The organism is Tenacibaculum sp. 1B UA (assembly GCF_033978845.1).
Taxonomy (GTDB): domain Bacteria; phylum Bacteroidota; class Bacteroidia; order Flavobacteriales; family Flavobacteriaceae; genus Polaribacter.
In genome coordinates, this window is record NZ_JAKVUA010000029.1 from 1 (window position 1) to 24,143 (window position 24,143).

Sequence of the window (24,143 nt, forward strand, 5' to 3'; positions counted from 1 at the left end):
TGAAAAACCAACACCAACAAATCATCTTATGTGAAATACATTATATATATATTGTAGGAAAAATGCTTTTACAATATATAATATCTAAAATAGAGAGATTTGATTTGTTTGGTGTTTATCAAACTTAGTAAAGTCTAATGAAGGTATTTTCTTCTTTTTTAAATATAGCTTTCTTGCCAACTCAAATTGTGTCTTTATTTGTTCTGCTATTTTACCTTCTCCCCTCATCCTATTCCCATAACGTGAATCATTCAACGATCCTTTATATGTGTCTTCTATTTGATGTAGTATTTTGTTTGCTCTATCAGGATATGTTTTTCTTACCCAATTGGTAAAAATTTCTCCAACCGCTCCATTTAGATGCACTATTGTATACCCTACTGATGTTGCTCCTTGCTCACTTACCTTTTTTACTAATGGTAATATTTCGTGACTGTTAATTGAAGGAATAATTGGCGCCATCATTACATTTGCTGGAATATTATTTTCTGTTAGAACTTTAACTGTTTCTAATCTTTTTTTGATAGTTGCTGTTCTTGGCTCCACTATTCTTCTTGTTTCTTCTGATAGTGAAGTGATAGATATACTTACTCTTAATAAATTCAACGCTGCTATTTCTTTTAAAATATCTAAATCACGAAGAATTAATGCATTTTTTGTTATCATACTTACTGGATGCTTTATCTTTAATAGTACTTGTAGTATTTTTCGGGTTATTTCAAGTTTTTTTCTATCGGTTGATAACAGTCTGTATTTCCTGAGAACATAATATTTTAGGGTTGCCAATTACGGCTCCATAGCTTTTTTTCTAATAATTCTGGTGCATTTGCTTTATATAATATTTTACGTTCGAAATCTAATCCTACTGAATAGCCCCAATATTCATGTGTATTACGTGCATAGCAATAAATACAACCGTGCTCACAACCTTGATATGGATTCATTGAGTAGGAAAACCCAATATCTGGACTTGTTACTTTATTAAGAATTGTTTTAGGATAAATTTCTAAATAGGTGGTTTTATTATTGTGCTGATTCGTTTTCTACTTCGCAATAGTTTAAGAAATCATCTAACACCTCGTGTTGATGTTGTATAAATTTATTGTGTGTGTTATGTTGTGCACCACGCTCTTTAATGTAGTCCATAATCATATCTAAATAAAACGTTATAAAATTGTCTTTAGAATGACTTTATCGAGAACAGGTTTGCATGAATTTCTCGATACAATTTCGATAGGGTTCCAAAATCATCCGAAGTGACTTTGTAAAGTTACTTTAAAACAAGATGAATAATTGGTAAAAGCAAAATTGTTATAAACAAAAAAAACACCATTCTTTTGAATGGTATTAATGTTTTTTAAATTCTCCTTGTTTTGTCCATTAACCAAAAATCAGCAAGTACTAAAGCTGTTAATGCTTCCACTATAGGTACTGCTCTTGGTACTACACAAGGATCGTGTCGTCCTTTTCCGTGTATTTCGGCAGCTTCTCCTTTTGAGTTTATTGTTGATTGGTTTTGCATTATCGTAGCTACAGGTTTAAACGCTACGCGGAAGTAAATATCCATTCCATTAGAGACTCCTCCTTGAATACCTCCTGACAAATTAGATTGCGTTGTTCCGTCTGGATTGAAAATATCATTGTGTTCAGAACCTTGCATTTTTGCTCCGCAAAAACCACTTCCAAATTCAAAACCTTTTACTGCATTGATAGAAAGCATTGCTTTTCCTAGTTCTGCATGTAACTTATGAAAAATAGGTTCTCCTAACCCTACAGGTATATTTTGAGCTACGCAGGTTATCGTTCCACCAATAGTATCTCCAGCTTTACGTATTTCCTGAATTTTATCAATCATTTTTTCTGCTGAAGTTTCATCAGGGCAGCGGACGATATTACTTTCAGTTTTAGAAAAATCTAAATCTTGGTATGGTTTCATCATAAAAACATCTCCTACTGATGATGTAAATGCGTTGATATTGATATGATTGATTAGCTGTTTTGCTAAAGCCCCTGCCACAACCCAATTAGCTGTTTCTCTTGCTGATGTTCGTCCACCACCTCTATAATCCCTAATTCCATATTTTTTATCATATGTATAATCGGCATGTGAAGGACGGTACACATCTGTATTATGATTATAGTCTTTACTTTTTTGATTTGTATTCTTGATTATAAAGCCTATTGATGCTCCTGTAGTCACTCCTTCAAAAATACCTGATAAAAACTCAACTGTATCTGGTTCTTTTCGCTGGGTTACTATTTTAGACTGTCCTGGTTTACGACGATCTAATTCTTGCTGAACGTCATCAAAATCAACTTTCATTCCTGCTGGGAATCCATCTATTACACCTCCAATTGCTACTCCATGAGACTCACCAAATGTAGTTAGCTTTAAAATATTTCCGAATGAGTTAAACATACCTTACTATTTATTAAACGAAGGTAGAATTTATTTACTAAAAAACTATAATTTTCATTCTTATAATTATTGGTTGACTCGTTATAATAGTCCTTTTTTAGGCTCATTCTCTTTTACTCTTTATTTTTTTAATTTTCATTTTACCACTAAACTAATTGATAGCAAAAGCATTACGTTTCACAACACTTTTTAGACTTAAGTTTTATTAAAAAAAGTAGCAAAAAACTTTTTTAGAAATGAAAAAAGGTCATATATTTGCACCCGCAATCAGGGAATACCTGATGAGACGCTCAGGAGAAATGGCAGAGTGGTCGAATGCGGCGGTCTTGAAAACCGTTGTCTGTAACAGGACCGGGGGTTCGAATCCCTCTTTCTCCGCAAGTCCGAAGCTTTCGCTTCGGATTTTTTTTTAGGGGATTAAAGAAAAAAAAGCTTACGAATCGTAAGCTTTTTTTATTTTACATGTCCCGTCCTGAAATAACGTTACACCAAAATTTGAGTGTAATTAAAAAAATATGTAGAGCATACTCAAAAGACTGTCACTTTTCTTTAAATTATAAGTGAGTTTAAAAATTTAAATAGATTAACTTACTTCTTCTCAAATAAGTCACGAGTATGGTATACGAACCTAATAAATCTAAAGTTTAAGACTATTTAAATTACACTTAAAACACATTTAGAGAGAAAATACCTCATTTACCTATGAGATACTTGTAGAAAGCGTGAGCAAGGACATTACCGAACCATTAAAAGTTAAGTATTGAAAGACACCTTTTGTTTTCCTTCTTAAAAAAACTAATAATATATTGATAAAAACTAGGAGAAACCATTATATAAATTTATAACAGACAAAAAAAACTGTCCACCTATGCATACATAAAAGTTAGACAGCTTATTAAATGATGTACATAATAGCACTAAATTTTCACACTAGAATAACAGAATAATAATTAAAAATTAAACTTACTATCTAGAAAGATGTATAACTTATAAGCCAAGCTTCCTATGATACTTCCATTAATAAAACCTACCAAAATATCTGCAGGAAAATGCACACCTAAGTACAATCTGCTGTAGGCAAAAATTAAAGGAAAAAGAACTAAAAATTTTATGTATTTTACATATTTCTTTAAAAGAAGAATTATAAATACGGTAACTACAGTAGAAGTAGTTGCATGACCTGAAACAAAACTATAGCTTTGAGGTCTAATTAAAGTTCTTAAAACATCTTTTATTTCTGGATCGTTATTAGGACGTAATCTCTCAAAAACTCCTCTTATAAAATTTGTAAATTGGTCTGAAAAAGTTACTAAAACAGCGATAAAAACCATCGTAAATAATCCTTTTTTCCAACCAAACTGCTTGAATACTAAAAATAGCAAGAATGCAAACAATGGTGTCCAATAAAACTGATTCGTTATTATTAACCAAAAACCATCCCATTGCTCACTTCCTAAGCTATTAAGATAAATTAAAAGCTCTTTATCTTTTTGTATAATATTTTCTATCACGATTACTTTCCTACTTTTAATACTTCTATTTCAAAAATTAAATCCGACTTTGGAGGTATTGGTCCTACTCTACGATCTCCATATCCTAAATAAGAAGGTATAAACAATCGTACCTTATCTCCTTCTTTCATTGTTTTCACACCTTCTTTCCACCCTGCTATTAATGGAAAATTTTCATCATCAACAGTAAAAACAAAAGCTTCTCCTTTATCTAAACTAGAGTCTATTTCTCTTCCATCTGCTAAATACAACGTATAATGCGCTGTAGTTGGTAACGCTGGATTTACTTTTTTCCCATTTCCTTTTTGTAAAGATAAAATCTTCAAACCAGAATCGGTAGTAATCGCATCATTAATTCCTTGCTCTTCTTGATATTTTTGTTTTAACTCTTCTAATTTTTTCTTTCTCTCAACCTCTTTCTTCTCAACGTTTGCTAACTCTTGTTCGAAAACTACTGGCGCATCAAACTTTGTAGCATCTTCTCCTATTCTTAAAATTTCTATCTGTTTTATATAGTCATTCTTCTGAATGGTATCTACTACTGACTGACCTTGTAAAACACGACCAAAAACCGAATGTCCACCATCTAACCAAGGTGTTGCTTTATGTGTAATAAAAAATTGACTCGAATTCGTAACTGGTCTTGAGTAATTTGCCATAGACAACACCCCTGGTCCGTCGTGCTTATATAACAGTTTTCCTTCTTCATCCATTGGAAATTCATCAGCAAATGTATAACCTGCATCTCCACTGCCTGTTCCTGTTCTATCCCCGCCTTGTATCATAAAGTCTTTAATTACTCTATGAAACTTCGTACCATCATAAAATGGTGTTCCTTTTAATGAATCTATCATTTTAGGATGTGTTCCTTCACTCAAAGCTATAAAATTCGCTACTGTCATTGGAACTTTATCGTAAAAAAACTTTACTAAAATATCACCTCTGTTTGTTTGAATATCTGCATACAATCCGTTTTCTAAATTAGGATATTTTGCTGATTTACATGATGTAAGCACTACAAATACTACAAATACAATTTTAAATAATTTCATTTATTTCGTTTTATATTCTCTTATAAACAATTAATTAGGTTAACAACAAGTGCTAACCTAATTAATTATCAACTATTTAAGTTTTATTTATTTTATTTCTAACAACTCTACTTCAAAAACTAAAGCTGAAAAAGGTTTAATATGCTGTCCTCTCTGTTGTGCACCATAAGCTAACTCTTGAGGGATAAAGAACTTGTATTTTGCTCCTGGCTTCATTAACTGTAAACCTTCAGTCCATCCTTTGATTACTTGACCTACTCCAAATTCAGTTGGTTCACCTCTTTCCACTGAGCTATCAAAAACAGTTCCATCTATTAAAGTTCCATGGTAATGAACTTTAACTCTAGAGTTTGCCGTTGGAACCTCACCTTCACCTTCTTTTAAAACGACATACTGTAAACCACTTTCTGTAGTTTTCACTCCATCTTTAGCTTTATTTGTTGCTAAAAATTCTTCTCCTGCCTTTTTGTTTTCTCCAAATTCAGCTTCTGCTTTTTTAGCTTGCTCTTCTTGCATTTGTTTCATTTTTTCTTGTTGCTTCTTCTGAAAAAATGCTCTTAAGATATTGTTTACGTCTTTTGACTCTACTAATAGATTTGTAGAATCCATACCGTTTTTAAAACCTTGTACAAATAAATCTTGATCCATTTCGTCAAAATTCGTTTTGATTTTATTAGCCATATCTAACCCTATAGCATAACTAACAGAATCTACCTCTGTTGCTAATGAGCTTTTTTGTTTGAACTGACCGTTACTACATGAAACAATTGATAAACCTACAACTGTAGCTGCTAAAATGTTGGTTAACTTCATTCTTCTTTTTTTGATTTTATATCGATTAATGTTACTGTACTTTGTATTGGCTGATTTACAGCTATTTTATTTCCATCTCCTGTTACTCCAAAAGCTCTGTAAGATGGAATGACAAATGTAATAGTTTCTTCTTTTTTCATCAACTTTATTCCATCTTGTAATGCAGGAATAAAATCTTCTTTATCTACTTTATAGCTTCTCTCCTTTGTTTCATAAAGAATATCTCCATTAAGATCTGCTATATTATAAGACAATATAACTAAATCTTCAAACTGCGGAGAATTTGAGTTTAAAGTATCTTTCGTTATATAGGTATACCAAAAACCGTTAGGTGAAGTTTTATACTCTTTAACAGTATCTTTAGCCACCCACTCTTCTAAACGTTTTTTCTCTAAAGCGTTTAGCTTCTTATTCTCTTTAAGAACCTCTTTATAAAAGTTTGTTGTACCGTGTTGTTTTGGTCTTCTCGCCTGTGGTTCTTTACACGACACCACAACCGAAGCTATAAGAACAAAAAGTATTATTTTATGCTTCATAAGAATCTTGTAACTCTTGTTGGTATGTAGGTAATAACGACTTAAATCTTGCTATCGTATTTTCCATGTTATCATCGCTTCTACCTCCAGCCGCATTATCATGTCCACCTCCGTTAAAATAATTACGTGCAAACTGGTTTACAGAGAATTTCCCTTTTGAACGAAAAGATATTTTTACAATTCCCTGTTCTTCATCTTCTATAAAAATGGCAGCAAATACAATTCCTTTTAAAGATAATGCATAGTTTACTACCCCTTCAGTATCCCCTTTCTCGTACTGAAAACGTTTTTTTTCTTCTTCAGATAAAGTAATAAAAGCAGTTTTATACTCTGGTAACACCTTCATATTACTCAGCGCTTGCCCTAACAACAATAACCTATTGTAAGAATTTGCATCATGCACATTACTATGAATCTTATCATTTTCAGCTCCCTTATCTATTAAATCAGCAATAATTCTATGTGTAGTACTGGTTGTAGATCTAAAACGAAAAGAACCTGTGTCAGTCATAATTCCCGTATATAAACAAGTTGCTATATTTTTATCTATCAGCTCTACACCTCCCATCATTTCAATAAAGTTATATACCATTTGACAAGTTGAAGACATAGATGTGTCAGAATACATATACATGAAATCATCTGGTTGTTGATGATGGTCTATCAAAGCAAAATCGTTTTCATATTGCTCCAACGTGTTTTGCATATCATTTCCTACTCTATGCAACGCATTAAAATCCAATAAAAAAACAATATCAGATTTCGCTAAAGCTTTGACAGACTGATTGTTTTGGCGGTCAAAACGTTTTACGGTTTTTGACCCGGGAACCCAGTGTAAAAAATCAGGGTACTCGTTTGGCATTAGCACTTGTGTAGTGTGCCCTTTTTTATCTAAATAATGTTTTAATCCTAACGTTGAACCAATTGCGTCTCCATCTGGGTTTCTGTGCCCAATTATTACAATATTTCTAGGTTCTGACAAGAATTCTTGTAGCTCTGTAAAGTGTTTCAAAATCATAAAAGGCGAATATACAAATTAATGCTATATTAACCTTTTTATGTATTTATTTTTGTTTCTTCGCTTCAAATTTTAACTTCTATGAAATCTTATAAATTTACATTTTTACTATTCTTTTCTCTAAGTATAACTACTACTTTTAGTCAAGAAGTATTTACTATTGCTTTTGGATCTTGTAACAATCAGAGACTTAATAATCCTTTTTGGGAAGACATTTTATCGATTCAACCTAATGTATGGGTATGGGGTGGTGATAATATTTATGCAGATACTAATAACATGCGTAAAATGAAACGTATGTATAAAAGTCAAAAAAAGGTTGAAGGATATAAAGAACTAACTACCAAAGTTCCAATTCTTGCTACTTGGGATGATCATGATTACGGAAAAAATGATGCAGGGGTAGAATTTGAAATGAAAGATGAAAGCCAACAATTATTTTTAGACTTTTTGGACATTCCGAAAAACTCTCCTAGAAGGAAACAACAAGGTGTTTATCATTCTAAAGTTTTTAAAACAGGTAATGGCAACATTAAAGTTATTGTTTTAGATACACGTTATTTTAGAACTTCACTTACCAAAGGTACTAACGGACATCGTTTTCAACCTAACAAATATAACGAAGGTACTGTTTTAGGCGACACGCAATGGAAATGGCTTACAGATGAACTTACTAACTCTTCTGCTACTTTTACTGTAATAGTAAGTAGCATTCAAATCTTATCAAAAGAACATGGTTTTGAAAAATGGGGAAACTTTCCTCATGAAGTGGATAAATTATTCGGTTTGATTAAAAAAGCTAAAAACACCAACGTAGTTCTTCTTTCTGGAGACAGGCATATTTCCGAATTTTCTAAAACAACTATTGAAGGACTTACTTATCCTCTTATAGATTTCACATCAAGTGGATTAACACATGCCTATTCTTCATTTTCTTCAGAAGAAAACAACTTTAGAATAGGAAATGTTGTAAATTCTTTAAGCTATGGAACGTTGCTTTTAGATTTAAAAACTAAAAAAGTAACCTTTCAAATGCGCGGTAAAAACAAATCTATCTTACAAGAAATCAACCAAATATACCCTTAACTTGCTAATAACATTAAAAAGTGTATTTTTGCGCCGATTTATGCAAAGTTTGCATAATCAACAACAATTAAGAAATTTATCATATACTGATATTTATTACATTTAATAATGGCAACAAATAGAACTTTTACAATGATTAAACCAGATGCTGTAGAAAACGGACATACTGGTGCAATTTTAGAAAAAATTAATGCTGCAGGTTTCAGAATCGTAGCTATGAAAAAAACACAAATGACGAAGCGTGATGCTGAGACTTTTTACGGAGTACACAGCGAGCGTCCTTTCTTTGGTGAATTAGTTGAGTTTATGACTCGCGGACCAATCATCGCTGCTATCTTAGAAAAAGATAATGCTGTTGAAGATTTTAGAACATTAATCGGTGCTACAAACCCAGCTGAAGCTGCTGAAGGAACTATCCGTCAATTATACGCTACTTCTATTGGAGAAAATGCAGTACACGGTTCTGATTCTGATGAAAACGCAGCTATCGAAGGTGCTTTCCACTTTTCTGGTAGAGAAATGTTTTAACTCTTAGTAAGAAATAAACTTTATATATTAAAGAGGTCGTCTAAAAATTACTTTTTAGACGATTTTCTTTTTTATGTTTTTATTAGTTGCATTTTAACCTAAAAATGAGTTATTTAGTGTAAATAATAAAGTTATTAAGACCTATATAATTTATTACTAGTTCTCGCATACTTCTGAAAATTTTCGCAGATTTTCTATCTGTGATTTATTTGTAAACAACGCAACAAACCATATACAAACACGTTATGGGCAAGCATGACCTGTCCTGAATAAAGGCTACATAATTTTAAACATTATGTACAAAAACGATAAAGTAATCAGACGGTATTCAGAACCTTTTAAATTAAAAATTTTAGCCGAACTTACTATCGGAAAACACACAAAGAGCGAGCTTTGTAAACTCTACTCTATCGCACCTACAACTGTAAACGAGTGGATTAAAAAGTACAATCGTAAAGATTTAATAGACACCCGTGTAATCGTGCAAACAGATGATGAACTTACCCGAATAAAAGCCCTGCAAAAAGAGCTTAAACAGCTAAAGGAACTTCTCATAAAGAAAGACCTCGATAAACTTATTGATGATAATTACCTTACTGTGGCTGCTAAGAAACTAGGCTACAAAGATGCTTTAGAACTCAAAAAAAAACTAAACATCTAGCACTAATGGAGACTTTAGACAATAATCCAAAAGAAAGACCTTATGGTATAGCAACAATCTGTAAGGGATATTTCCTAACTCGTGATGCGTTTTATAAATACAAAAAGCGATACGTCAAGCGAATAAAGATTGAAAACCAGGTGCTGGAAATCATTCATAAAAGAAGAAGGACTTTACCAAGAGAAGGCGCTAGAAAGTTGATGCGGTCCCTAAAAACGGACTTTAAAAAACACAACATCAAAATTGATAGAGATCAATTGTTACGTATCCTTAGAGATAATAATCTTTTGATACGGTAAAAGAAATATTCGTCCAGAACAACCAACTCACATCATAGATTTTACAAATACAATAATAGCATTAAAGATGTAGAAATAGTTAAATGCAACCAAGTGTGGGCTGCAGATATAACTTACATCAGAACTATTAAAGGATTTTGCTATCTAGCACTCTTAACAGATATATATTCACGTAAAATCGTAGGATATGACCTAAGTGACAGCTTAGAGCTAACCGGTTGTGTTAGGGTGCTTAAAAAGGCAATCTATCATAACAAAGGACTCAAGAATCTAACCCTCCACTCAGACAGTGGAATACAATATTGCAGCAATGTATACACCAACGAGCTAAAGCGAAAAAAGATAGCAATAAGCATGACAGAAGAAAATCATTGTTATGAAAATACCCTAGCAGAGCGGGTAAATGGAATTTTAAAAGATGTATTTTACCTCGACCAGACCTTTGCCAGCGTAGAAGATGCAAAAAGAGTAACTAAAAATGCAATCAAATTATATAACTCTAAAAGATTACATTTATCTTTAGACTATAAAACACCTAATAACGTGCACCAAAATACAGCTTAATTTTAATCAATAACCTGTAGACGTATTTTACGACTAGACAGCTATAAAATTTCGTTAATCATTTAACAAAATATTGACAATCGAAATCACAAGACATCTTATTATTAAAGATACTTTTGCTGAAAATATACCCTTTATTTTCAACATTATATTTTGAAGCGTAATAATGGCTACGCACATACAATTATACTTAATAAGTCTCTAAAAATTAAATTTAGAAAACTTGATATTCACCTAAAAAACAAGAATGAAAAAATTACACAGCGCAACATTATTAATTTTAACCATCCTCTTTATGAACACAATTCAAGGACAAGAAACTAAAATACTTGTCTTAATCCATTCTGATAATGGCGGAACCTACGAATTAGCAAAGGAAGTCGCAAAAGGAATTGAATCGAAAGGAAGCGTTAAAGCCTTTATAAAAAAGGTTAAATCATCCGATATTCCTTCGTTAAAAAATATACCCATAGCAACTGTAGAAGAATTAACTTCGTATAATGGAATTGCTTTTGGGTCGCCCATATATTTTGGAAACATTAGCACACCAATGAGCGAATTCTTATCCAAAACAGTAGATTTATGGAGTAAACACGGTTTAGAAGGAATGCCAGCAACGGTATTTATGTCTGCAGGTAGTGGAGCTGGAAAAGAACTTGCAATACAATCTTTTTGGAATAGTTTAGCAGTACACGGAATGGTTTTGGTTTCTAACGGAGTTAGAGGTACTAAAAACATTGATAACACCATCCCTCAAGGTAATACTGTTTTAGGAACAACTAGTTTAGCTTCATTTAAAAATGTAGAAAGACCAACAAAAAGTGAACGTTTTCTAGCGAATCTTCAAGGACAAAATTTTGCTAAAGTAGCGCATGCATTAAAAGGTACATTTCCAACAACTATAGAAATAACGGAGAATAATAAGAAAATAGATGTTAATACAGTATTAAAAGATAAGAAAATTGAATTACCTAAAGTACCTAAACCTGCTGGGAGCTATGAACCTTACGTAAGGTCTGGAAATTTGATATTTATTAATCAAGTTGCCTTTAAAGATGGAAAAGTTGTAAACCCCGGTAAATTAGGCTTAGATATAAATGAAAAGCAGGTAAATGAAGCTACTAGAGCTACAATGCTTAATGTTTTAGCTGTTTTAAAAGATGCTGTTGGTGGCGATTTAAATAAAGTAAAAAAATGTGTTCAACTAACAGGTATCTTTAACACTACAGATGATTACACTAAACATGCAAACTTAATGAATGTTGCTTCAAATTTAATGTTTGAAATTTTTGGAGAAAAAGGGAAGCATGCAAGAGCTACTTATGGAGCATCATCGATTCCTGTAAATTCTTCTGTAGAAATTCAAGCTATTTTTGAAGTAGAATAAATACTAAATCATAAACTACTTAAAAGCCAGTTACCAACAAAGAACTGAGGTAAAAAACAAGTAAATTTTATACTTTTTCAACCCAAAATACTTTTATAATAAGCATCATACGGTAAACCACTTTTTACTATTGCAAAAGCTTGTTTTAGTAGCTTATTACACACCGCTATTAAAGCAAGTTTTTTACTCTTACCCTAGCTACAATTCATTTATACAACTCTCTACACACTTTATTGTATTTACATATTTATGAGGAAAGCTCAACGTGACGCGCTGATGGTTTCGTTGTCTTGAGGAAACACCAGCGTGACGCGCTGATGGTTTCGTTGTCTTGAGGAAACACCAGCGTGACGCGCTGACGGCTTCGTTGCCTTGAGGAAAGCTCAGCGTGACGCGCTAATGGTTTCGTTGTGTTGAGGAAAGCTCAGCGAAGCTCGCTGACGGTTTCATTGCCTTGAGGAAATGCCAGCGAAGCTCGCTGACGGTTTCGTTGTCTTGAGAAAAGCTCAGCGAAGCTCGCTGATGGTTTCGTTGGGTTGAGGAAAGACCAGCGAAGCTTGCTGACGGTTTCGTTGGGTTGAGGAAAGACCAGCGAAGCTCGCTGACGGTTTCGTTGCCTTGAGGAAAGCTCAGCGAAGCTCGCTGAGGGGAGTATTCAATAAAGTGTGTCAACAGCGATATATATAACCGTTGCTACTCCGTAAAACATCTTTTATTTTCTAAATAACTTAGCTTATGGTATTCCGTAAGAAAATTAAATTAATATTAGTAAGTTCGTAAAAGTATAAACAAACATAAAATACAACTATAAACCTACCAAAACAGGTGTATAACGATGTATTTTACATCTATATAAACAAGTTGCCAGCAATTTAAACAGAACGCTAAATGACAGAATTTTTAGAAAATAATTGGAAATGGATAATTGGAAGCATTCTTACCATCATTGGATTAATTATTGCCTATTTTCAGTTAAGACAGAAAGAACAAACAACTAACTCACAAAAGAGTGGAAAGAATTCAATTAATATTCAATCAAGTAAAAATATAAAGATTGGAAAAGATGATAAAAAAATCAAATCAAAAAAGCGGAAATAATTCTATAAACATTCAAGAATCTCAAAATGTAATAATCGGACTCTCATATACTGAATCGAAAGAATTATTTTCTGACCTTTTCGAAAAAAATTTCCCAGCATTTCAAAAAATCGCACAAGAAGAGGCAAGAAAAAATGTAGAGAAATTAAGTAAAGTATTTGTGGACAAGGTTAATGAATTGAAATCATTTAGTGACTCTGAAATGAAAAGTCCTGACTTTCATTATAATTTGTACAAGTCGATTGAAATTGGCGCACGAAATAGTAGCGATGATTTACATCAATTTCTTGCTAATTTACTAGCTAAAAGAATTGGGTGTGATAAAAATGATACAAAAAGAATTATTCTTAATGAAAGTATTTCTACAATTGAGAAAGTTTCTACTAACCAATTGAAATTATTAACTTTTAGCTACTTATTTTTTACTTATTTCAGAATATTTGAAATTAAAAACTGGAATGAATTTAATGAATACATAGAAGAATTTATAGAGCCATTTATGGATTATGAATATAGCTATATTGATTTACAACATTTAAATTATTCTAACTGTTCAACATTTGAAAGCGGATTTGGGAAACCCAGTCTTTCGCAAATTATTAAAAATCGTTTTCCTGAATTATATCCAGACTTAAAATCAAGAAAAGATGAACAAGCGTATGTTGACGAGGTAACAAGAACGAATATGAAACATCAGGATAAATTTTTTGGAATGTTAAATTCAACACAACTTTATGCAATTAGTCCAACTTCAGTTGGGTTTATGTTGATTTCTCAATATTTTGAAATCATTAAAGGAGAAAAACTTACGCATATTGAGAAATTATTTGAATAAAAACTGCTGGCAACACCGTGTATAATTCATTGCTAGTTATAGCCTACTTACGAAAGTCCTCACGGACTTTCTATCTGTGATTTATTTGCTAAATTTAGTGCTTAAACACGCAACGAAATCATACACAAACACGTTGTGCATAATTTAAAACCGAACTCAAAAATTGGCTGAATTAAACTATAAAGAAAATTTTTTAATCGAAAAACTATTTGATATGCCAACTGGCTATGTAATGGATTTTTCAAATAATACTTTTCAATCATTTATATATGATAGCATTAAGATAAACATTTATGACGACAAATATTTCTATGCAAGCGGTTCAAAAGCTAATAGATTAAGAGGTTTTTTCGCAGAAGAACCAAGTTATAAAGTAGGTCAATTAATATCTGCTCTTTTAGATTATTGGCATACTAAAGCAATTGCGAGAGAAAATGGATTCGATTATGAAAGAGATAAGAATATTTACAACGAATGTTTAAAAATTGTAAAAAAACTAAAAGAAGAAAAAATAGTTGAAGAAATAGAAGTAATTAAAGAAGTTGAAAATGACAGGGATTTCAATTTACTTGCAAAATCAATTCGAGAAAGTATCGATAAAAATGAACCTGAATCGGCTTTAGACAGATTGCACACATACGTTATGAAATTTATTCGACAACTTTGTGAAAATCATAAAATCGAAATAAGGAAAGAAGAATCTTTAAATGCAATTTTCGGAAAATATGTGAAATTTATTGTTGCTAATGAAAATATAGAATCGCAAATGACTGAAAGAATTTTAAAATATTCAATCAATGTGATAGAAGCATTTAATGATATTAGGAATAATAGAAGTTTTGCACACGATAATCAAATTTTAAACTATTCAGAAAGTGTACTTATTTTTAATAATGTTACAAATTCTATAAAATTCATTGAAACAATCGAGAAGACAATTAAACAAGAAAACAATATTGAACAAATAGAAACAGCTGACTGGGAAGATTTACCGTTCTGACAAAAAACTATGCACAACAAAGAACTAAGGTAAAAAACAAGTAAATTTTATACTTTTTTAACAAACGTACTTTTATAATTTGCGTCATAAGGCAAACCACTTTTTACAATAGCAAAAGCTTGTTTTAGTAGCTTATTACACACGTTGCATTCTACACCAACATCAATTTTTTAACAAGCTCCTCTCCTATTTCCTCATTAATCATTGTTATAATTTTATCTTTACCATAACCTAATTGCTCTCTTAAAGCCGATGAAGTTAAACGGACAATCAAGGTTCCGTTTTGTAATTTTACTTCACTTGTGTACGACACAACACCTGGCCCCATCATTTTTGCCCAAGCTTCGTCAATATGAATTTTTTGAAATCCTTTTTTTAGTTTATTGTTTTCTTGGATAAAACTTCCCATCAAGTCTTTTAATGAAAAACTATCGTTTTCTCTTTTAGCCATTTGATTTGCTTTTTGCCTTGTTTTCTTACAACTAAGATTATAATTTAAAAATCTGATATTCTTGATTACTCTTTTTTATCACTTCCTCTGTTCTATCGGCATGTGTATCTGTAATAAAAATTTGTCCAAATTCATCACTATTCACTAAATCAACGATTTGAGCAACACGGTTTTCATCCAACTTATCAAAAATATCATCCAATAATAAAATTGGCGTTACATTTGATTGTTTTTTTATGAACTCAAACTGTGCTAATTTTAATGCTATTAAATACGATTTTTGTTGTCCTTGTGAACCAAACTTTTTAATAGGATGTTCCTCTATTTCAAAATTTAAATCATCTTTATGAATTCCTACCGATGTATACTGTAGCATTTTATCTTTCTCTAAACTTTGCTGCAACAAAACTTCTAAAGACACCTCGTGTAACTGACTTTTATAGCGTAGATTTACTTCTTCATTTGCTCCAGAAATAATTTTATGCTTATCGTTAAAAATAGGCACAAACTCTTCTAAAAAAGTTTTTCTTTTGTTATAAATAACCGTTCCATACTCAATTAATTGCTCATCGTATACTTTTAAATTTAACGCATCAAATGTTCTGTTAGCAGCAAAATACTTCAACAACGCATTTCGCTGACTCACCGTTTTAGTGTACGAAATTAATGTTTGTAGGTATTTTTTATCTTGCTGAGAAATTACTCCATCAATAAATTTACGACGAGTTTCGCTACCTTCAACAATTAAATCCCTATCCGCAGGAGAAATAATCACCAACGGTAGCTGCCCTATATGTTCAGAAAATTTTTCGTAGGCTTTTCCATTTCGTTTTAACACTTTTTTCTGCCCCCTTTTTAAGGAACAGATAATTTTTTCTTGTCGGTCGTTTAACAAATAATCTCCTTCAACCATAAAAAAATCTTGACCGTGTCGAATATTCTGCCCTGCAATCGAATTGAAGTAACTTTTAGCAAATGACAAATAGTAAATTGCATCAAGTACGTTAGTTTTTCCAATACCGTTATTTCCTACAAAACAATTTATTTTCTTTTGAAAATCAAAAGTTTGCGATTCGATATTCTTAAAATTAACCAAAGATAGTTTTTGCAAATACATGAATGAGCCCTGTTACTAAAAGAAAGCGCAAATTATCGAAAATTTACGAAAAAACGACTTTTAAAATCCAATTAAAAAAACTATTTTTGTCGCCACTAATTTTTTAAGCAATTATGGCTACATACAAGAAAAGAGGTTACAAACCTAAGAAAGAAAAGGTTACAAATGAAGTAGAAGAAACTTTTGATGAAACACAAAGTACTACTGCTGAAGTATTTAATACTTTAGATGATACGGCGAACAAATCAGAAGAATGGATTGAAAAAAATAGCAAGCCATTATTTTACGGATTGGTAGCTGTTGCAGCTTTAATTTTAGTGTACTTAGCCTACAATAAGTTTATTGCAGAGCCAACACAACAAGAAGCTTCAAACGAATTAGCTTACCCTCGTACTTTCTTTGACAAAGCAAATACTTCTGCAGGTGCAATTGCTGACTCATTATACACTTTAGGTTTAGAAGGTGGTGATGGTAAATATGGCTTTATTGATGTTGCTGAGCAATTTAGTGGAACAAAAGCAGGAAATTTAGCAAATTACTACGCTGGTATTTCTTACTTAAAAATGAAAAAATACGAAGAGGCTATTGAGTATTTAAGTAACTTTAGTTCTGATGATGAGCTATTAGGCCCTACTGCTTTAGGAGCTATTGGTGATGCTTTTGCTGACATTAACCAGCCAGAAGATGCTTTAGACTACTATCAACAAGCAGCTAATAAAAAAGACAATCAATTTACTACGCCTTTATTTTTATTCAAAGCAGCTCAAATTGCAATGAATTTAAAAGAGTACAGCAAAGCTGAAAAATTTTACACAACCATTAAAGAAAAATACGCTGATTCTGATCAAGGAAGAGATATTGAAAAGTATATCAACAGTGCAAAATACGCTCAATAATGGCTACAACAAATTTATCTTATTACGATAAAGCAACAATCCCAAATGCGAAACCTTTTCGATTTGGGATTGTTGTTTCAGAATGGAATCCTGAAATCACTAAAAACCTTCATAAAGGTGCTATTGAAACTTTAATAGACTGTGGAGCAACAGAAGAAAACATTGTTTCTTGGGATGTTCCTGGTAGTTTTGAATTGGTGTACGGATGTAAAAAAATGATTGAAACACAAAAACTAGATGCTATCATCGCCATTGGAAATGTGATTCAAGGTGAAACCAAGCATTTTGATTTTGTGTGTGAAGGAGTTACTCAAGGAATTGTAGATTTAAACATTAAGTACGACATTCCTGTAATTTTCTGTGTATTGACAGACAATACTAAACAACAATCTATTGATCGTTCGGGCGGGGAATTAGGAAACAAAGGAATTGAATGTGCTGTAGCAGCAGTTAAAATGGCAGCAATTAAAAATCATGAACGTACTTCAAACTCATTAGGTTTTTAATCGATTCTTTTTTTAGATAAACATTATTAAAAAGCGTTTAAGTTGTACAACTTAAACGCTTTTTAACTTTAATTTATTCACTTTTTTTGACCACCTCTCTATAATTCAGTAACTTTGAAATTCGTCTTATTTGGTGTGATTTTTGTTCCACGTAAGCTATTAAAGAAGCAACAATTTTATGGGATTTATCAAAAAAGAAAATAAAAAATTTGATTACAAACCTCGTTATTACAAAGGAGATGGAAATCCTTATGAAATAAAGCAAAAGTTTGATCAATACAGAACTACTATTGGAAAGAAAAAAGGTTTAAAAGGAAAATTTAACGCTGCTATTGACGAATTCAAAGGGTCTGGCTACAAGCTAAATAAAACTATCGTTGTTATAGCGTTGGTTTTAACGCTTATTTTTTTGTTTATTATCGATTTTGACCTTTCTATCTTTTTCTCAAAAAATAATTAAATGTCAGATATTATACAGCTACTACCTGATCATGTTGCGAATCAAATTGCTGCTGGAGAAGTGGTTCAACGCCCCGCTTCTGTGGTAAAAGAATTAGTTGAAAATTCAATTGATGCAGGTGCTACCTCTATCACCTTATTGTTAAAAGATGCTGGAAAAACTTTAATTCAGGTAATTGATGACGGTAAGGGAATGAGTGCTACCGATGCTCGTTTAAGTTTTGAACGTCATGCTACTTCAAAAATTAAAGAAGCACAAGATTTATTCAATTTAAACACCAAAGGGTTTCGTGGTGAGGCTTTAGCTTCTATTGCTGCCATTGCTCATGTTGAATTAAAAACGAAACAAGAAGATGACGAGTTAGGAACACAGATAAAAATTGAAGGTAGTGAGATAACTTCTCAAGAAGTAGTTTCAACAGCAAAAGGAACTAGTATTGCTATTAAAAATTTATTTTTTAACATTCCTGCACGTCGGAACTTTTTAAAATCTGACACAGTTGAAACGCGTCATATTGTTGATGAATTTCAACGTGTGGCTTTAGCGCACCCTACTATTTCTTTTTTATTACATCATAACAACAACGAAATTTATCATTTAAAGAAAAGTAACTTCCGTAAACGTATTGTAGCTATTTTTGGAACTAAAATGAACGAAAAGTTAGTTCCTATTAATGAGCAAACAGATATTATAACTGTTAACGGATTTGTTGCTAAACCAGAGTTTGCTAAGAAAAAACGTGGTGAACAGTTCTTTTTTGTGAATAACCGATTTATAAAAAGTTCGTATTTAAATCATGCGGTAGTAAATGCTTTTGAAGGTTTATTAGAAAGTGGTTCGCATCCTTCTTATTTCTTGTATTTAGAGGTACCACCTAATACAATTGATATTAACATTCACCCGACAAAAACGGAAATTAAGTTTGATAACGAAAAAGCATTATATGCTATTTTACGTGCTACTGTAAAACATAGTTTGGGGCAGTACAATGTAGCTCCTGTATTGGATTTTGATAGAGATGCTACTTTAGATACTCCTTACGATTATAGTAAAAAGGGTAGTTCTTCGGTTCCTCCAATAACAGTAGACCCGTCATTTAATCCTTTTAAAACAGAAACAAATTATAAAGAGTCTTATAACGAAAGTGACTCACCAAAAAGCACAACAACACACAGTTATCAATCTAATTTTAAAAAAGATACTGGAAATTGGGAGGCTTTATATACGAACACTGATACTATTGAATCTACTCAGCAAGAACAACTTTTTGAGTCTGAACAAGAAACTGAAACTGGAAAAACCTTCCAAATTCAAAAAAAATACTTGTTAAGCTCTATAAAATCAGGAGTGGTATTAATTCATCAATCGTTAGCACATCAACGAGTTTTATACGAGGAGTTTTTAGAGAATATTACTGTTAAAGAAGCTAGCAGTCAGCAACTGCTGTTTCCTGTAAATATTTCTTTTTCTTCCTCTGATATAGAAATGATATACAGTATAAAATCTGATTTAGAGAGTGCTGGTTTTATGTTTGACGAGTTCACCAAAGAAAGTGTGGTAATTGCTGGAATCCCAACCTCAATAAGTGAAAGTCAAATCACTCTTATTTTAGAACAGTTATTAGACGATATTAAACTTGAAGTACCTGATAGTAGTTTTAGTCACTTTGATGTGATGGCTAAATCATTTGCAAAATCACTCGCTATAAAAACAGGAACTACTTTAAATCCTAAAGAACAAGAAAATTTAGTAAACAACCTATTTTCTTGTAAAGAACCTAACATTTCACCATTTGGTAAACCTACGTTTAAAACACTAACCTTAAACGAGATAGATACCATTTTTAATAAATAATAAGTACTATGCCTAGATTAACACAAGCCATAAAGCATTTAATAATCATTAACGTGATTCTATTTTTTGCTCCGCAGTTATTAAACATGGATTTAACTAATCTATTTGCTTTACATTATCCTAAAAACGAACATTTTGGTATCTGGCAATATGTTACGCACATGTTTATGCACGGTGGAACTATGCACTTAATCTTCAACATGTATGCTTTATGGGCTTTTGGGACTCCTCTAGAACAAATGTGGGGCCGAAACAAGTTTTTGTTTTTCTATTTTTCTGCAGGAATTGGTGCTGGTTTAATTTACACTTTTGCCAATTATTATCAATTTAATGGAATATACGAACAGTTAATTGGAATGGGTATTTCTCCCGCTGAAATTCAAAACATTTTAACCTCTGGACAATATAACGATAGTTTAATCACCTTGTCTAATAAAACTATGAGTGAGTTTTATAGCTTGTACCACACACCTGCCGTTGGTGCCTCTGGTGCTATTTATGGAATTTTAGTTGCATTTGGATTAACTTACCCTGAAGCTAAATTAGCGTTGATTTTCTTCCCTGTTCCTATTGCTGCCAAATACTTTATTCCTCTAATTATAGTAAGTGATTTGTTCTTTGGTATGACAAGTTACTCAATTGGTAACATTGCGCATTTCGCTCATATTGGGGGTGCTATTATTGGTTTTATTATTGCTTGGTACTGGAAAAAAAATCAATTTAAATTTCGTTAATTTAGTATCTTAACTTGTCTTTATTCAAGAAGTCATAAAATATGAATATACTCGAAAACTTAAAATATAGATTCAAACATGCAGGAATTGTTGAACAATTAATTTACGTAAACTTAGCTGTTTTCTTACTTGTTTTTGTGACCAATACTTTTGGATTCCTTTTTCAATCAAAAACAAACTTTTTAGTAGAATGGCTTGCGTTACCTGCCAACTTTGATGATTTTATTATTAAACCATGGACGATTATTACCTATGGTTTTTTACATACTAGTTTTTTACATATCCTACTAAACTTAATTGCCTTATTTTATATTGGGCATTTATTTCAACAATATTTCACTCCCAAGCAGTTACTTAGTTTTTATTTACTAGGAACATTATTTGGAGGGATTGTTTTTGTTGCTAGTTATAATTTTTTTCCTGCCCTACAAAATGTTGCACATAATAGTGTTTTGTTAGGTGCTTCAGCTGGTATTTCTGCTATCTTTATTGGTATTGCTACCTATATACCTAATTATGAATTAAAGTTCCCGTTAATTGGTTTTGTGAAACTATGGGTATTGGCTTGTATTTGGATTGCTATTGATGTTATTCAAATTCCTGCTGGTAATGCTGGCGGGCATTTAGCACACCTTGGTGGTGCTTTATTAGGTTTTTTCTATGTTCGTAGTGCTAGTAATAAGGAGTTGGATATTTTTAAGTCGATAAACAAACTTTTTTCTAAAAAAGAAAGAAAGCTAAAAACAGTTTATAAATCTGGTAATAAAACACCAAAACCAAACGTTGATAAAACAAGAAACCAAGAAGAAGTAGATGCTATTTTAGATAAAATTAGTAAATCTGGATACGATACTTTAAGTAAAAGTGAAAAAGAGTTTTTATTTAAACAAGGAAAAAATTAGATGAAAAAGTTTTCGATAGCTCATAAGTTTATATTCTTTATCAATTCAGTTTTTGCAGCTGTTTTATTGCTATCGTATGCGCTTCCGTACGTATCTCCACAAACAATTCCTTTCCTTTCTGTTTTTGGACTTTTTGTCCCGTTTTTAGTTATCGTAAACATTGCTTTTTTTGTGTATTGGCTTATTAAGATGCATAAAAATGCTTTTTTATCATTACTTGTTTTAGCCATAGGATGGTTTGTTTCTACTCCCTTAGTTAAGTTTTCTAATAAGGAGGTAATTTTAAATGATGATTTAAAAATAATGAGCTACAATGTCCATTTGTTTAATCATTATAAACATGAAGAAGATGTAACTACTGAACAAAAGATTTATGAGTTCATCAATAATGAAAATCCAGACGTTATTGCTGTACAGGAATTTTACAATTCTAAAATGTTAGATATTAAACTTCCTTATAAATACATAAAAACGAAAACGAAAACGAATAAATTTGGATTAGCTATTTATTCCAAACACCCAATTATAAACTCTGGTTCTCTTGATTTTAAACAAAGTGCTAACAACACCATTTTTGCCGATATTCTTGTAAAAGATGACACTGTTCGTATTTATAATGTGCATTTAGAGTCATTAAAACTAAATCCGAAAAAAGAAAATTTTGGAGAAAAAAGTTCTGAGCGTTTATTTAAACGTTTAGAAAATGGTTTTGTAAAACAAGTAAGTCAGGTTGAATTAATTCAACAACATGAGTATTCATGGAAAGGTAAAAAAATTGTTTGTGGTGACTTTAATAACACCGCTTATTCTTGGGCTTATAAACAATTGGCTTCTGATAAAAAAGATGCTTTTATTGAATGTGGAATTGGTTTAGGTAAGTCTTTTAGGTACATTTATCCTATGCGAATTGATTTTATTTTAACAGATAAAAAAGCTACTGTGAATCAATTTAAAACTTACGGAGACATAAAACTATCTGACCACTACCCTGTTATGACTCGTTTACATTGGTAAATTAATTTTTAATTCGGTATAAAAGTGTATTTTTAACCGAACTAAAAATAATACTATGAAACAGCATTACCATGTTGCTATTATTGGCAGCGGACCATCAGGAGCTTCAACAGCTTTTTACTTAGCTCAAAAAGGGATTTCAACAGTTATTATTGAAAAAGAAACTTTACCACGCTATAAAACATGCGGTGGAGGTTTTGTTTTTAGAGGTCGTAAAAACTTACCTTTTGATATTAAAGAGGTCGTTGAAAAAGAGTTTCATACTGTTGATATTTATTTGGGAGAGAAACTTCACTTTAAAACGCATAGAGAAAAACCAACTATTTCTATGATTATGCGTGATTCTTTTGACAATCTTATCACGCAAAAAGCAAAAGAATTTGGTGCTACTTTACTAGAAAACCATAAGCTAAAAGGATTAACTTTTTCTAATGATATTATTACTCTAGAAACTTCTCAGGGGAAGTTTACAGCTAATTTTGTTATTGCTGCAGACGGAGCTTTAAGTCCAACCGCAAAAATGGCTGGATGGAAAGAAGATACTCGTAAATTAATTCCTGCTTTAGAATATGAAGTAGAAGTTTCTGACGAAGACTTTGATCGTTTATCTAAAGAAGTTCGTTTTGATATTGATGCTATTCCTTACGGTTATGCTTGGAATTTCCCAAAGAAAAAGCATTTATCTATTGGGGTTGCCTCTGCTAGAAGAACTAAAATTAACTTGAAAGAACACTATCAACAATATTTAAAAACTTTAAATATTACAAATATTGTTAGCGAATCTCAACATGGTTTTCAAATCCCTGTTGCTCCTCGTACAGATGGTTTTGTTAAAAACAATGTGTTTTTAATTGGTGATGCTGCTGGTTTTGCTGATCCTATTACTGCTGAAGGAATTTCTAATGCTATTTACAGTGGTAAATTGGCTGCTGAAGCTATAATTGAGAGTGAAAAAGAACCTGAATTAGCTACTAAATTATATTTAGAAAAAATATCTGAAAGCCTACTTCCTGAAATAAAAACTGGTTTATGGCTTTCAAAATGGTTTTACGAGCAAAAGAATATCCGAAATATTATATTGAAAAAATACGGTCAGCAGTTTAGTGAAGCGATGGCCGATGTTTTTCACGGGGATAGAAGTTATCCTAAAGACATTAAAAAAACAATTACGAATCGAATTAAAGATTTAGTTTCATATTAACAAAGAGATTGCTTATAGCTACTATCATTTTTGATTAACAATACAGTTTTAAAATCTAAATACTATTATTTATACTTCTTATTTGTAAAGAAGAATATCTAATTTTGTGTTTAATTAGAACAGTATTGTAGGCTTCCCAAAAAATGTAGGCTTCCCCTTTTTAGGACACCTCTAATTTCGATAAATAATTATTATTTAGGT

24 protein-coding genes, 1 tRNA gene and 3 pseudogenes are annotated in these 24,143 nt (G+C 31.7%); 18 read left to right on the top strand and 10 right to left on the bottom strand.

The genetic code is table 11. From position 1 onward, the window contains the following. Positions 1-84 precede the first annotated feature (84 nt). Positions 85-1,152, bottom strand: a pseudogene (locus MK851_RS15035) (PA0069 family radical SAM protein). Positions 1,153-1,357: 205 nt separating this feature from the next. Continuing rightward, on the bottom strand, positions 1,358-2,419 hold the full coding sequence (gene aroC, locus MK851_RS15040) for a chorismate synthase (RefSeq protein WP_320244765.1): 1,062 nt from the start codon (positions 2,417-2,419) through the stop codon (positions 1,358-1,360). A gap of 293 nt (positions 2,420-2,712) precedes the next feature. On the opposite strand from aroC, the gene MK851_RS15045 reads away from it, so the two are divergent. After that, positions 2,713-2,797 (top strand) — tRNA-Ser (locus MK851_RS15045). Positions 2,798-3,369: 572 nt separating this feature from the next. Here MK851_RS15045 and MK851_RS15050 read toward each other — a convergent pair. The 5 genes from MK851_RS15050 to MK851_RS15070 all read right to left on the bottom strand — a co-directional run bounded on the left by MK851_RS15050 (position 3,370) and on the right by MK851_RS15070 (position 7,349). After that, on the bottom strand, positions 3,370-3,930 hold the full coding sequence (locus MK851_RS15050) for a phosphatase PAP2 family protein (protein ID WP_320244770.1): 561 nt from the start codon (positions 3,928-3,930) through the stop codon (positions 3,370-3,372). Between the two features lie 2 nt (positions 3,931-3,932). Then, a complete protein-coding gene (locus MK851_RS15055) occupies positions 3,933-4,982 on the bottom strand; it encodes a peptidylprolyl isomerase (protein WP_320244773.1) in 1,050 nt (349 codons plus the stop codon). 87 nt (positions 4,983-5,069) lie between these two features. Next, positions 5,070-5,795: an FKBP-type peptidyl-prolyl cis-trans isomerase gene (locus MK851_RS15060; RefSeq protein WP_303506520.1), complete on the bottom strand. Its 726-nt coding sequence runs from the start codon at positions 5,793-5,795 to the stop codon at positions 5,070-5,072. Further along, complete coding sequence (gldI, locus tag MK851_RS15065; protein WP_320244776.1) at positions 5,792-6,331, bottom strand: gliding motility-associated peptidyl-prolyl isomerase GldI; 540 nt, start codon at positions 6,329-6,331, stop codon at positions 5,792-5,794. The genes MK851_RS15060 and gldI overlap by 4 nt, the downstream gene beginning before the upstream one ends. Further along, positions 6,321-7,349 (bottom strand): bifunctional oligoribonuclease/PAP phosphatase NrnA, encoded by a 1,029-nt coding sequence (locus MK851_RS15070; protein ID WP_320244778.1) that lies wholly within the window; start codon positions 7,347-7,349, stop codon positions 6,321-6,323. The genes gldI and MK851_RS15070 overlap by 11 nt, the downstream gene beginning before the upstream one ends. Positions 7,350-7,430: 81 nt before the next feature. Between MK851_RS15070 and MK851_RS15075 the strand changes: the two genes are divergently transcribed. The 6 genes and pseudogenes from MK851_RS15075 (at position 7,431) to MK851_RS15100 (ending at position 11,874) form a co-directional block, all read left to right on the top strand. Further along, positions 7,431-8,435 (top strand): alkaline phosphatase D family protein, encoded by a 1,005-nt coding sequence (locus MK851_RS15075; protein ID WP_320244779.1) that lies wholly within the window; start codon positions 7,431-7,433, stop codon positions 8,433-8,435. Between the two features lie 108 nt (positions 8,436-8,543). Continuing rightward, positions 8,544-8,963 (top strand): nucleoside-diphosphate kinase, encoded by a 420-nt coding sequence (locus MK851_RS15080; RefSeq protein ID WP_028892988.1) that lies wholly within the window; start codon positions 8,544-8,546, stop codon positions 8,961-8,963. 295 nt (positions 8,964-9,258) lie between these two features. Next, entirely contained in the window at positions 9,259-9,624 is a 366-nt protein-coding gene (locus MK851_RS15085) for a transposase (RefSeq protein ID WP_320244783.1), read from the top strand. Positions 9,625-9,629: 5 nt separating this feature from the next. Further along, positions 9,630-9,923 carry a hypothetical protein gene (locus MK851_RS15090; RefSeq protein ID WP_303506539.1) on the top strand — a complete coding sequence of 98 codons (294 nt, stop codon included), beginning with the start codon at positions 9,630-9,632 and terminating at the stop codon, positions 9,921-9,923. Positions 9,924-9,935: 12 nt separating this feature from the next. Then, positions 9,936-10,487: pseudogene (locus MK851_RS15095) on the top strand (IS3 family transposase); the annotation flags it as partial. Between the two features lie 247 nt (positions 10,488-10,734). Further along, on the top strand, positions 10,735-11,874 hold the full coding sequence (locus MK851_RS15100) for an Atu1372/SO_1960 family protein (RefSeq protein WP_303506541.1): 1,140 nt from the start codon (positions 10,735-10,737) through the stop codon (positions 11,872-11,874). 77 nt (positions 11,875-11,951) lie between these two features. On the opposite strand, the pseudogene MK851_RS15105 reads toward MK851_RS15100, so the two are convergent. Next, positions 11,952-12,115: pseudogene (locus tag MK851_RS15105) on the bottom strand (IS110 family transposase); the annotation flags it as partial. Positions 12,116-12,762: 647 nt separating this feature from the next. Between MK851_RS15105 and MK851_RS15110 the strand changes: the two are divergent. The 3 genes from MK851_RS15110 to MK851_RS15120 all read left to right on the top strand — a co-directional run bounded on the left by MK851_RS15110 (position 12,763) and on the right by MK851_RS15120 (position 14,807). Beyond that, positions 12,763-12,972, top strand: coding sequence for a hypothetical protein (locus tag MK851_RS15110; RefSeq protein ID WP_320244786.1), 210 nt, complete (start codon positions 12,763-12,765; stop codon positions 12,970-12,972). After that, on the top strand, positions 12,938-13,807 hold the full coding sequence (locus MK851_RS15115) for an LPO_1073/Vpar_1526 family protein (protein WP_320244788.1): 870 nt from the start codon (positions 12,938-12,940) through the stop codon (positions 13,805-13,807). Before MK851_RS15110 ends, MK851_RS15115 begins: the two co-directional genes overlap by 35 nt. A gap of 163 nt (positions 13,808-13,970) precedes the next feature. Further along, on the top strand, positions 13,971-14,807 hold the full coding sequence (locus MK851_RS15120) for an abortive infection family protein (RefSeq protein WP_320244790.1): 837 nt from the start codon (positions 13,971-13,973) through the stop codon (positions 14,805-14,807). Positions 14,808-14,958: 151 nt separating this feature from the next. Here MK851_RS15120 and MK851_RS15125 read toward each other — a convergent pair whose 3' ends face one another. Continuing rightward, positions 14,959-15,258, bottom strand: coding sequence for a DUF721 domain-containing protein (locus MK851_RS15125; RefSeq protein WP_303506550.1), 300 nt, complete (start codon positions 15,256-15,258; stop codon positions 14,959-14,961). A gap of 37 nt (positions 15,259-15,295) precedes the next feature. After that, positions 15,296-16,375 (bottom strand): DNA replication/repair protein RecF, encoded by a 1,080-nt coding sequence (gene recF / locus MK851_RS15130; RefSeq protein ID WP_303506552.1) that lies wholly within the window; start codon positions 16,373-16,375, stop codon positions 15,296-15,298. A gap of 113 nt (positions 16,376-16,488) precedes the next feature. On the opposite strand from recF, the gene MK851_RS15135 reads away from it, so the two are divergent. The 8 genes from MK851_RS15135 to MK851_RS15170 all read left to right on the top strand — a co-directional run bounded on the left by MK851_RS15135 (position 16,489) and on the right by MK851_RS15170 (position 23,942). Then, positions 16,489-17,271 (top strand): tetratricopeptide repeat protein, encoded by a 783-nt coding sequence (locus tag MK851_RS15135; RefSeq protein ID WP_115902275.1) that lies wholly within the window; start codon positions 16,489-16,491, stop codon positions 17,269-17,271. Next, positions 17,271-17,777: a 6,7-dimethyl-8-ribityllumazine synthase gene (ribH, locus tag MK851_RS15140; protein WP_303506556.1), complete on the top strand. Its 507-nt coding sequence runs from the start codon at positions 17,271-17,273 to the stop codon at positions 17,775-17,777. Before MK851_RS15135 ends, ribH begins: the two co-directional genes overlap by 1 nt. Positions 17,778-17,955: 178 nt before the next feature. Next, a complete protein-coding gene (locus tag MK851_RS15145; protein WP_303506558.1) occupies positions 17,956-18,237 on the top strand; it encodes a riboflavin synthase subunit beta in 282 nt (93 codons plus the stop codon). Next, positions 18,238-20,091: a DNA mismatch repair endonuclease MutL gene (gene mutL / locus MK851_RS15150; protein WP_320244795.1), complete on the top strand. Its 1,854-nt coding sequence runs from the start codon at positions 18,238-18,240 to the stop codon at positions 20,089-20,091. It abuts the gene before it with no gap. A gap of 8 nt (positions 20,092-20,099) precedes the next feature. Beyond that, on the top strand, positions 20,100-20,825 hold the full coding sequence (locus tag MK851_RS15155) for a rhomboid family intramembrane serine protease (protein WP_320244798.1): 726 nt from the start codon (positions 20,100-20,102) through the stop codon (positions 20,823-20,825). A 41-nt stretch (positions 20,826-20,866) separates the two neighbouring features. After that, on the top strand, positions 20,867-21,727 hold the full coding sequence (locus tag MK851_RS15160) for a rhomboid family intramembrane serine protease (protein ID WP_320244800.1): 861 nt from the start codon (positions 20,867-20,869) through the stop codon (positions 21,725-21,727). Further along, the gene (locus MK851_RS15165; RefSeq protein WP_303506569.1) at positions 21,728-22,741 is read left to right on the top strand and encodes an endonuclease/exonuclease/phosphatase family protein; all 1,014 of its coding nucleotides are present in this window, start codon (positions 21,728-21,730) and stop codon (positions 22,739-22,741) included. It begins immediately after the preceding gene. A 55-nt stretch (positions 22,742-22,796) separates the two neighbouring features. Then, positions 22,797-23,942: a geranylgeranyl reductase family protein gene (locus tag MK851_RS15170; protein WP_320244802.1), complete on the top strand. Its 1,146-nt coding sequence runs from the start codon at positions 22,797-22,799 to the stop codon at positions 23,940-23,942. The last annotated feature ends 201 nt before the right edge of the window (positions 23,943-24,143 follow it).

Excerpts from the sequence above, each read along its gene's own strand:
- MK851_RS15110 (WP_320244786.1), top strand. The coding sequence starts at position 12,763 with ATGACAGAATTTTTAGAAAATAATTGGAAATGGATAATTGGAAGCATT.
- MK851_RS15160 (WP_320244800.1), top strand. The coding sequence starts at position 20,867 with ATGAATATACTCGAAAACTTAAAATATAGATTCAAACATGCAGGAATT.
- aroC (WP_320244765.1), bottom strand. The coding sequence starts at position 2,419 with ATGTTTAACTCATTCGGAAATATTTTAAAGCTAACTACATTTGGTGAG.
- MK851_RS15055 (WP_320244773.1), bottom strand. The coding sequence starts at position 4,982 with ATGAAATTATTTAAAATTGTATTTGTAGTATTTGTAGTGCTTACATCA.
- ribH (WP_303506556.1), top strand. The coding sequence starts at position 17,271 with ATGGCTACAACAAATTTATCTTATTACGATAAAGCAACAATCCCAAAT.
- MK851_RS15135 (WP_115902275.1), top strand. The coding sequence starts at position 16,489 with ATGGCTACATACAAGAAAAGAGGTTACAAACCTAAGAAAGAAAAGGTT.
- recF (WP_303506552.1), bottom strand. The coding sequence starts at position 16,375 with ATGTATTTGCAAAAACTATCTTTGGTTAATTTTAAGAATATCGAATCG.
- MK851_RS15070 (WP_320244778.1), bottom strand. The coding sequence starts at position 7,349 with ATGATTTTGAAACACTTTACAGAGCTACAAGAATTCTTGTCAGAACCT.
- MK851_RS15145 (WP_303506558.1), top strand. The coding sequence starts at position 17,956 with ATGGGATTTATCAAAAAAGAAAATAAAAAATTTGATTACAAACCTCGT.
- MK851_RS15060 (WP_303506520.1), bottom strand. The coding sequence starts at position 5,795 with ATGAAGTTAACCAACATTTTAGCAGCTACAGTTGTAGGTTTATCAATT.
- MK851_RS15115 (WP_320244788.1), top strand. The coding sequence starts at position 12,938 with ATGATAAAAAAATCAAATCAAAAAAGCGGAAATAATTCTATAAACATT.
- mutL (WP_320244795.1), top strand. The coding sequence starts at position 18,238 with ATGTCAGATATTATACAGCTACTACCTGATCATGTTGCGAATCAAATT.
- MK851_RS15100 (WP_303506541.1), top strand. The coding sequence starts at position 10,735 with ATGAAAAAATTACACAGCGCAACATTATTAATTTTAACCATCCTCTTT.
- MK851_RS15075 (WP_320244779.1), top strand. The coding sequence starts at position 7,431 with ATGAAATCTTATAAATTTACATTTTTACTATTCTTTTCTCTAAGTATA.
- gldI (WP_320244776.1), bottom strand. The coding sequence starts at position 6,331 with ATGAAGCATAAAATAATACTTTTTGTTCTTATAGCTTCGGTTGTGGTG.
- MK851_RS15125 (WP_303506550.1), bottom strand. The coding sequence starts at position 15,258 with ATGGCTAAAAGAGAAAACGATAGTTTTTCATTAAAAGACTTGATGGGA.
- MK851_RS15090 (WP_303506539.1), top strand. The coding sequence starts at position 9,630 with ATGGAGACTTTAGACAATAATCCAAAAGAAAGACCTTATGGTATAGCA.
- MK851_RS15165 (WP_303506569.1), top strand. The coding sequence starts at position 21,728 with ATGAAAAAGTTTTCGATAGCTCATAAGTTTATATTCTTTATCAATTCA.
- MK851_RS15085 (WP_320244783.1), top strand. The coding sequence starts at position 9,259 with ATGTACAAAAACGATAAAGTAATCAGACGGTATTCAGAACCTTTTAAA.
- MK851_RS15155 (WP_320244798.1), top strand. The coding sequence starts at position 20,100 with ATGCCTAGATTAACACAAGCCATAAAGCATTTAATAATCATTAACGTG.
- MK851_RS15080 (WP_028892988.1), top strand. The coding sequence starts at position 8,544 with ATGGCAACAAATAGAACTTTTACAATGATTAAACCAGATGCTGTAGAA.
- MK851_RS15170 (WP_320244802.1), top strand. The coding sequence starts at position 22,797 with ATGAAACAGCATTACCATGTTGCTATTATTGGCAGCGGACCATCAGGA.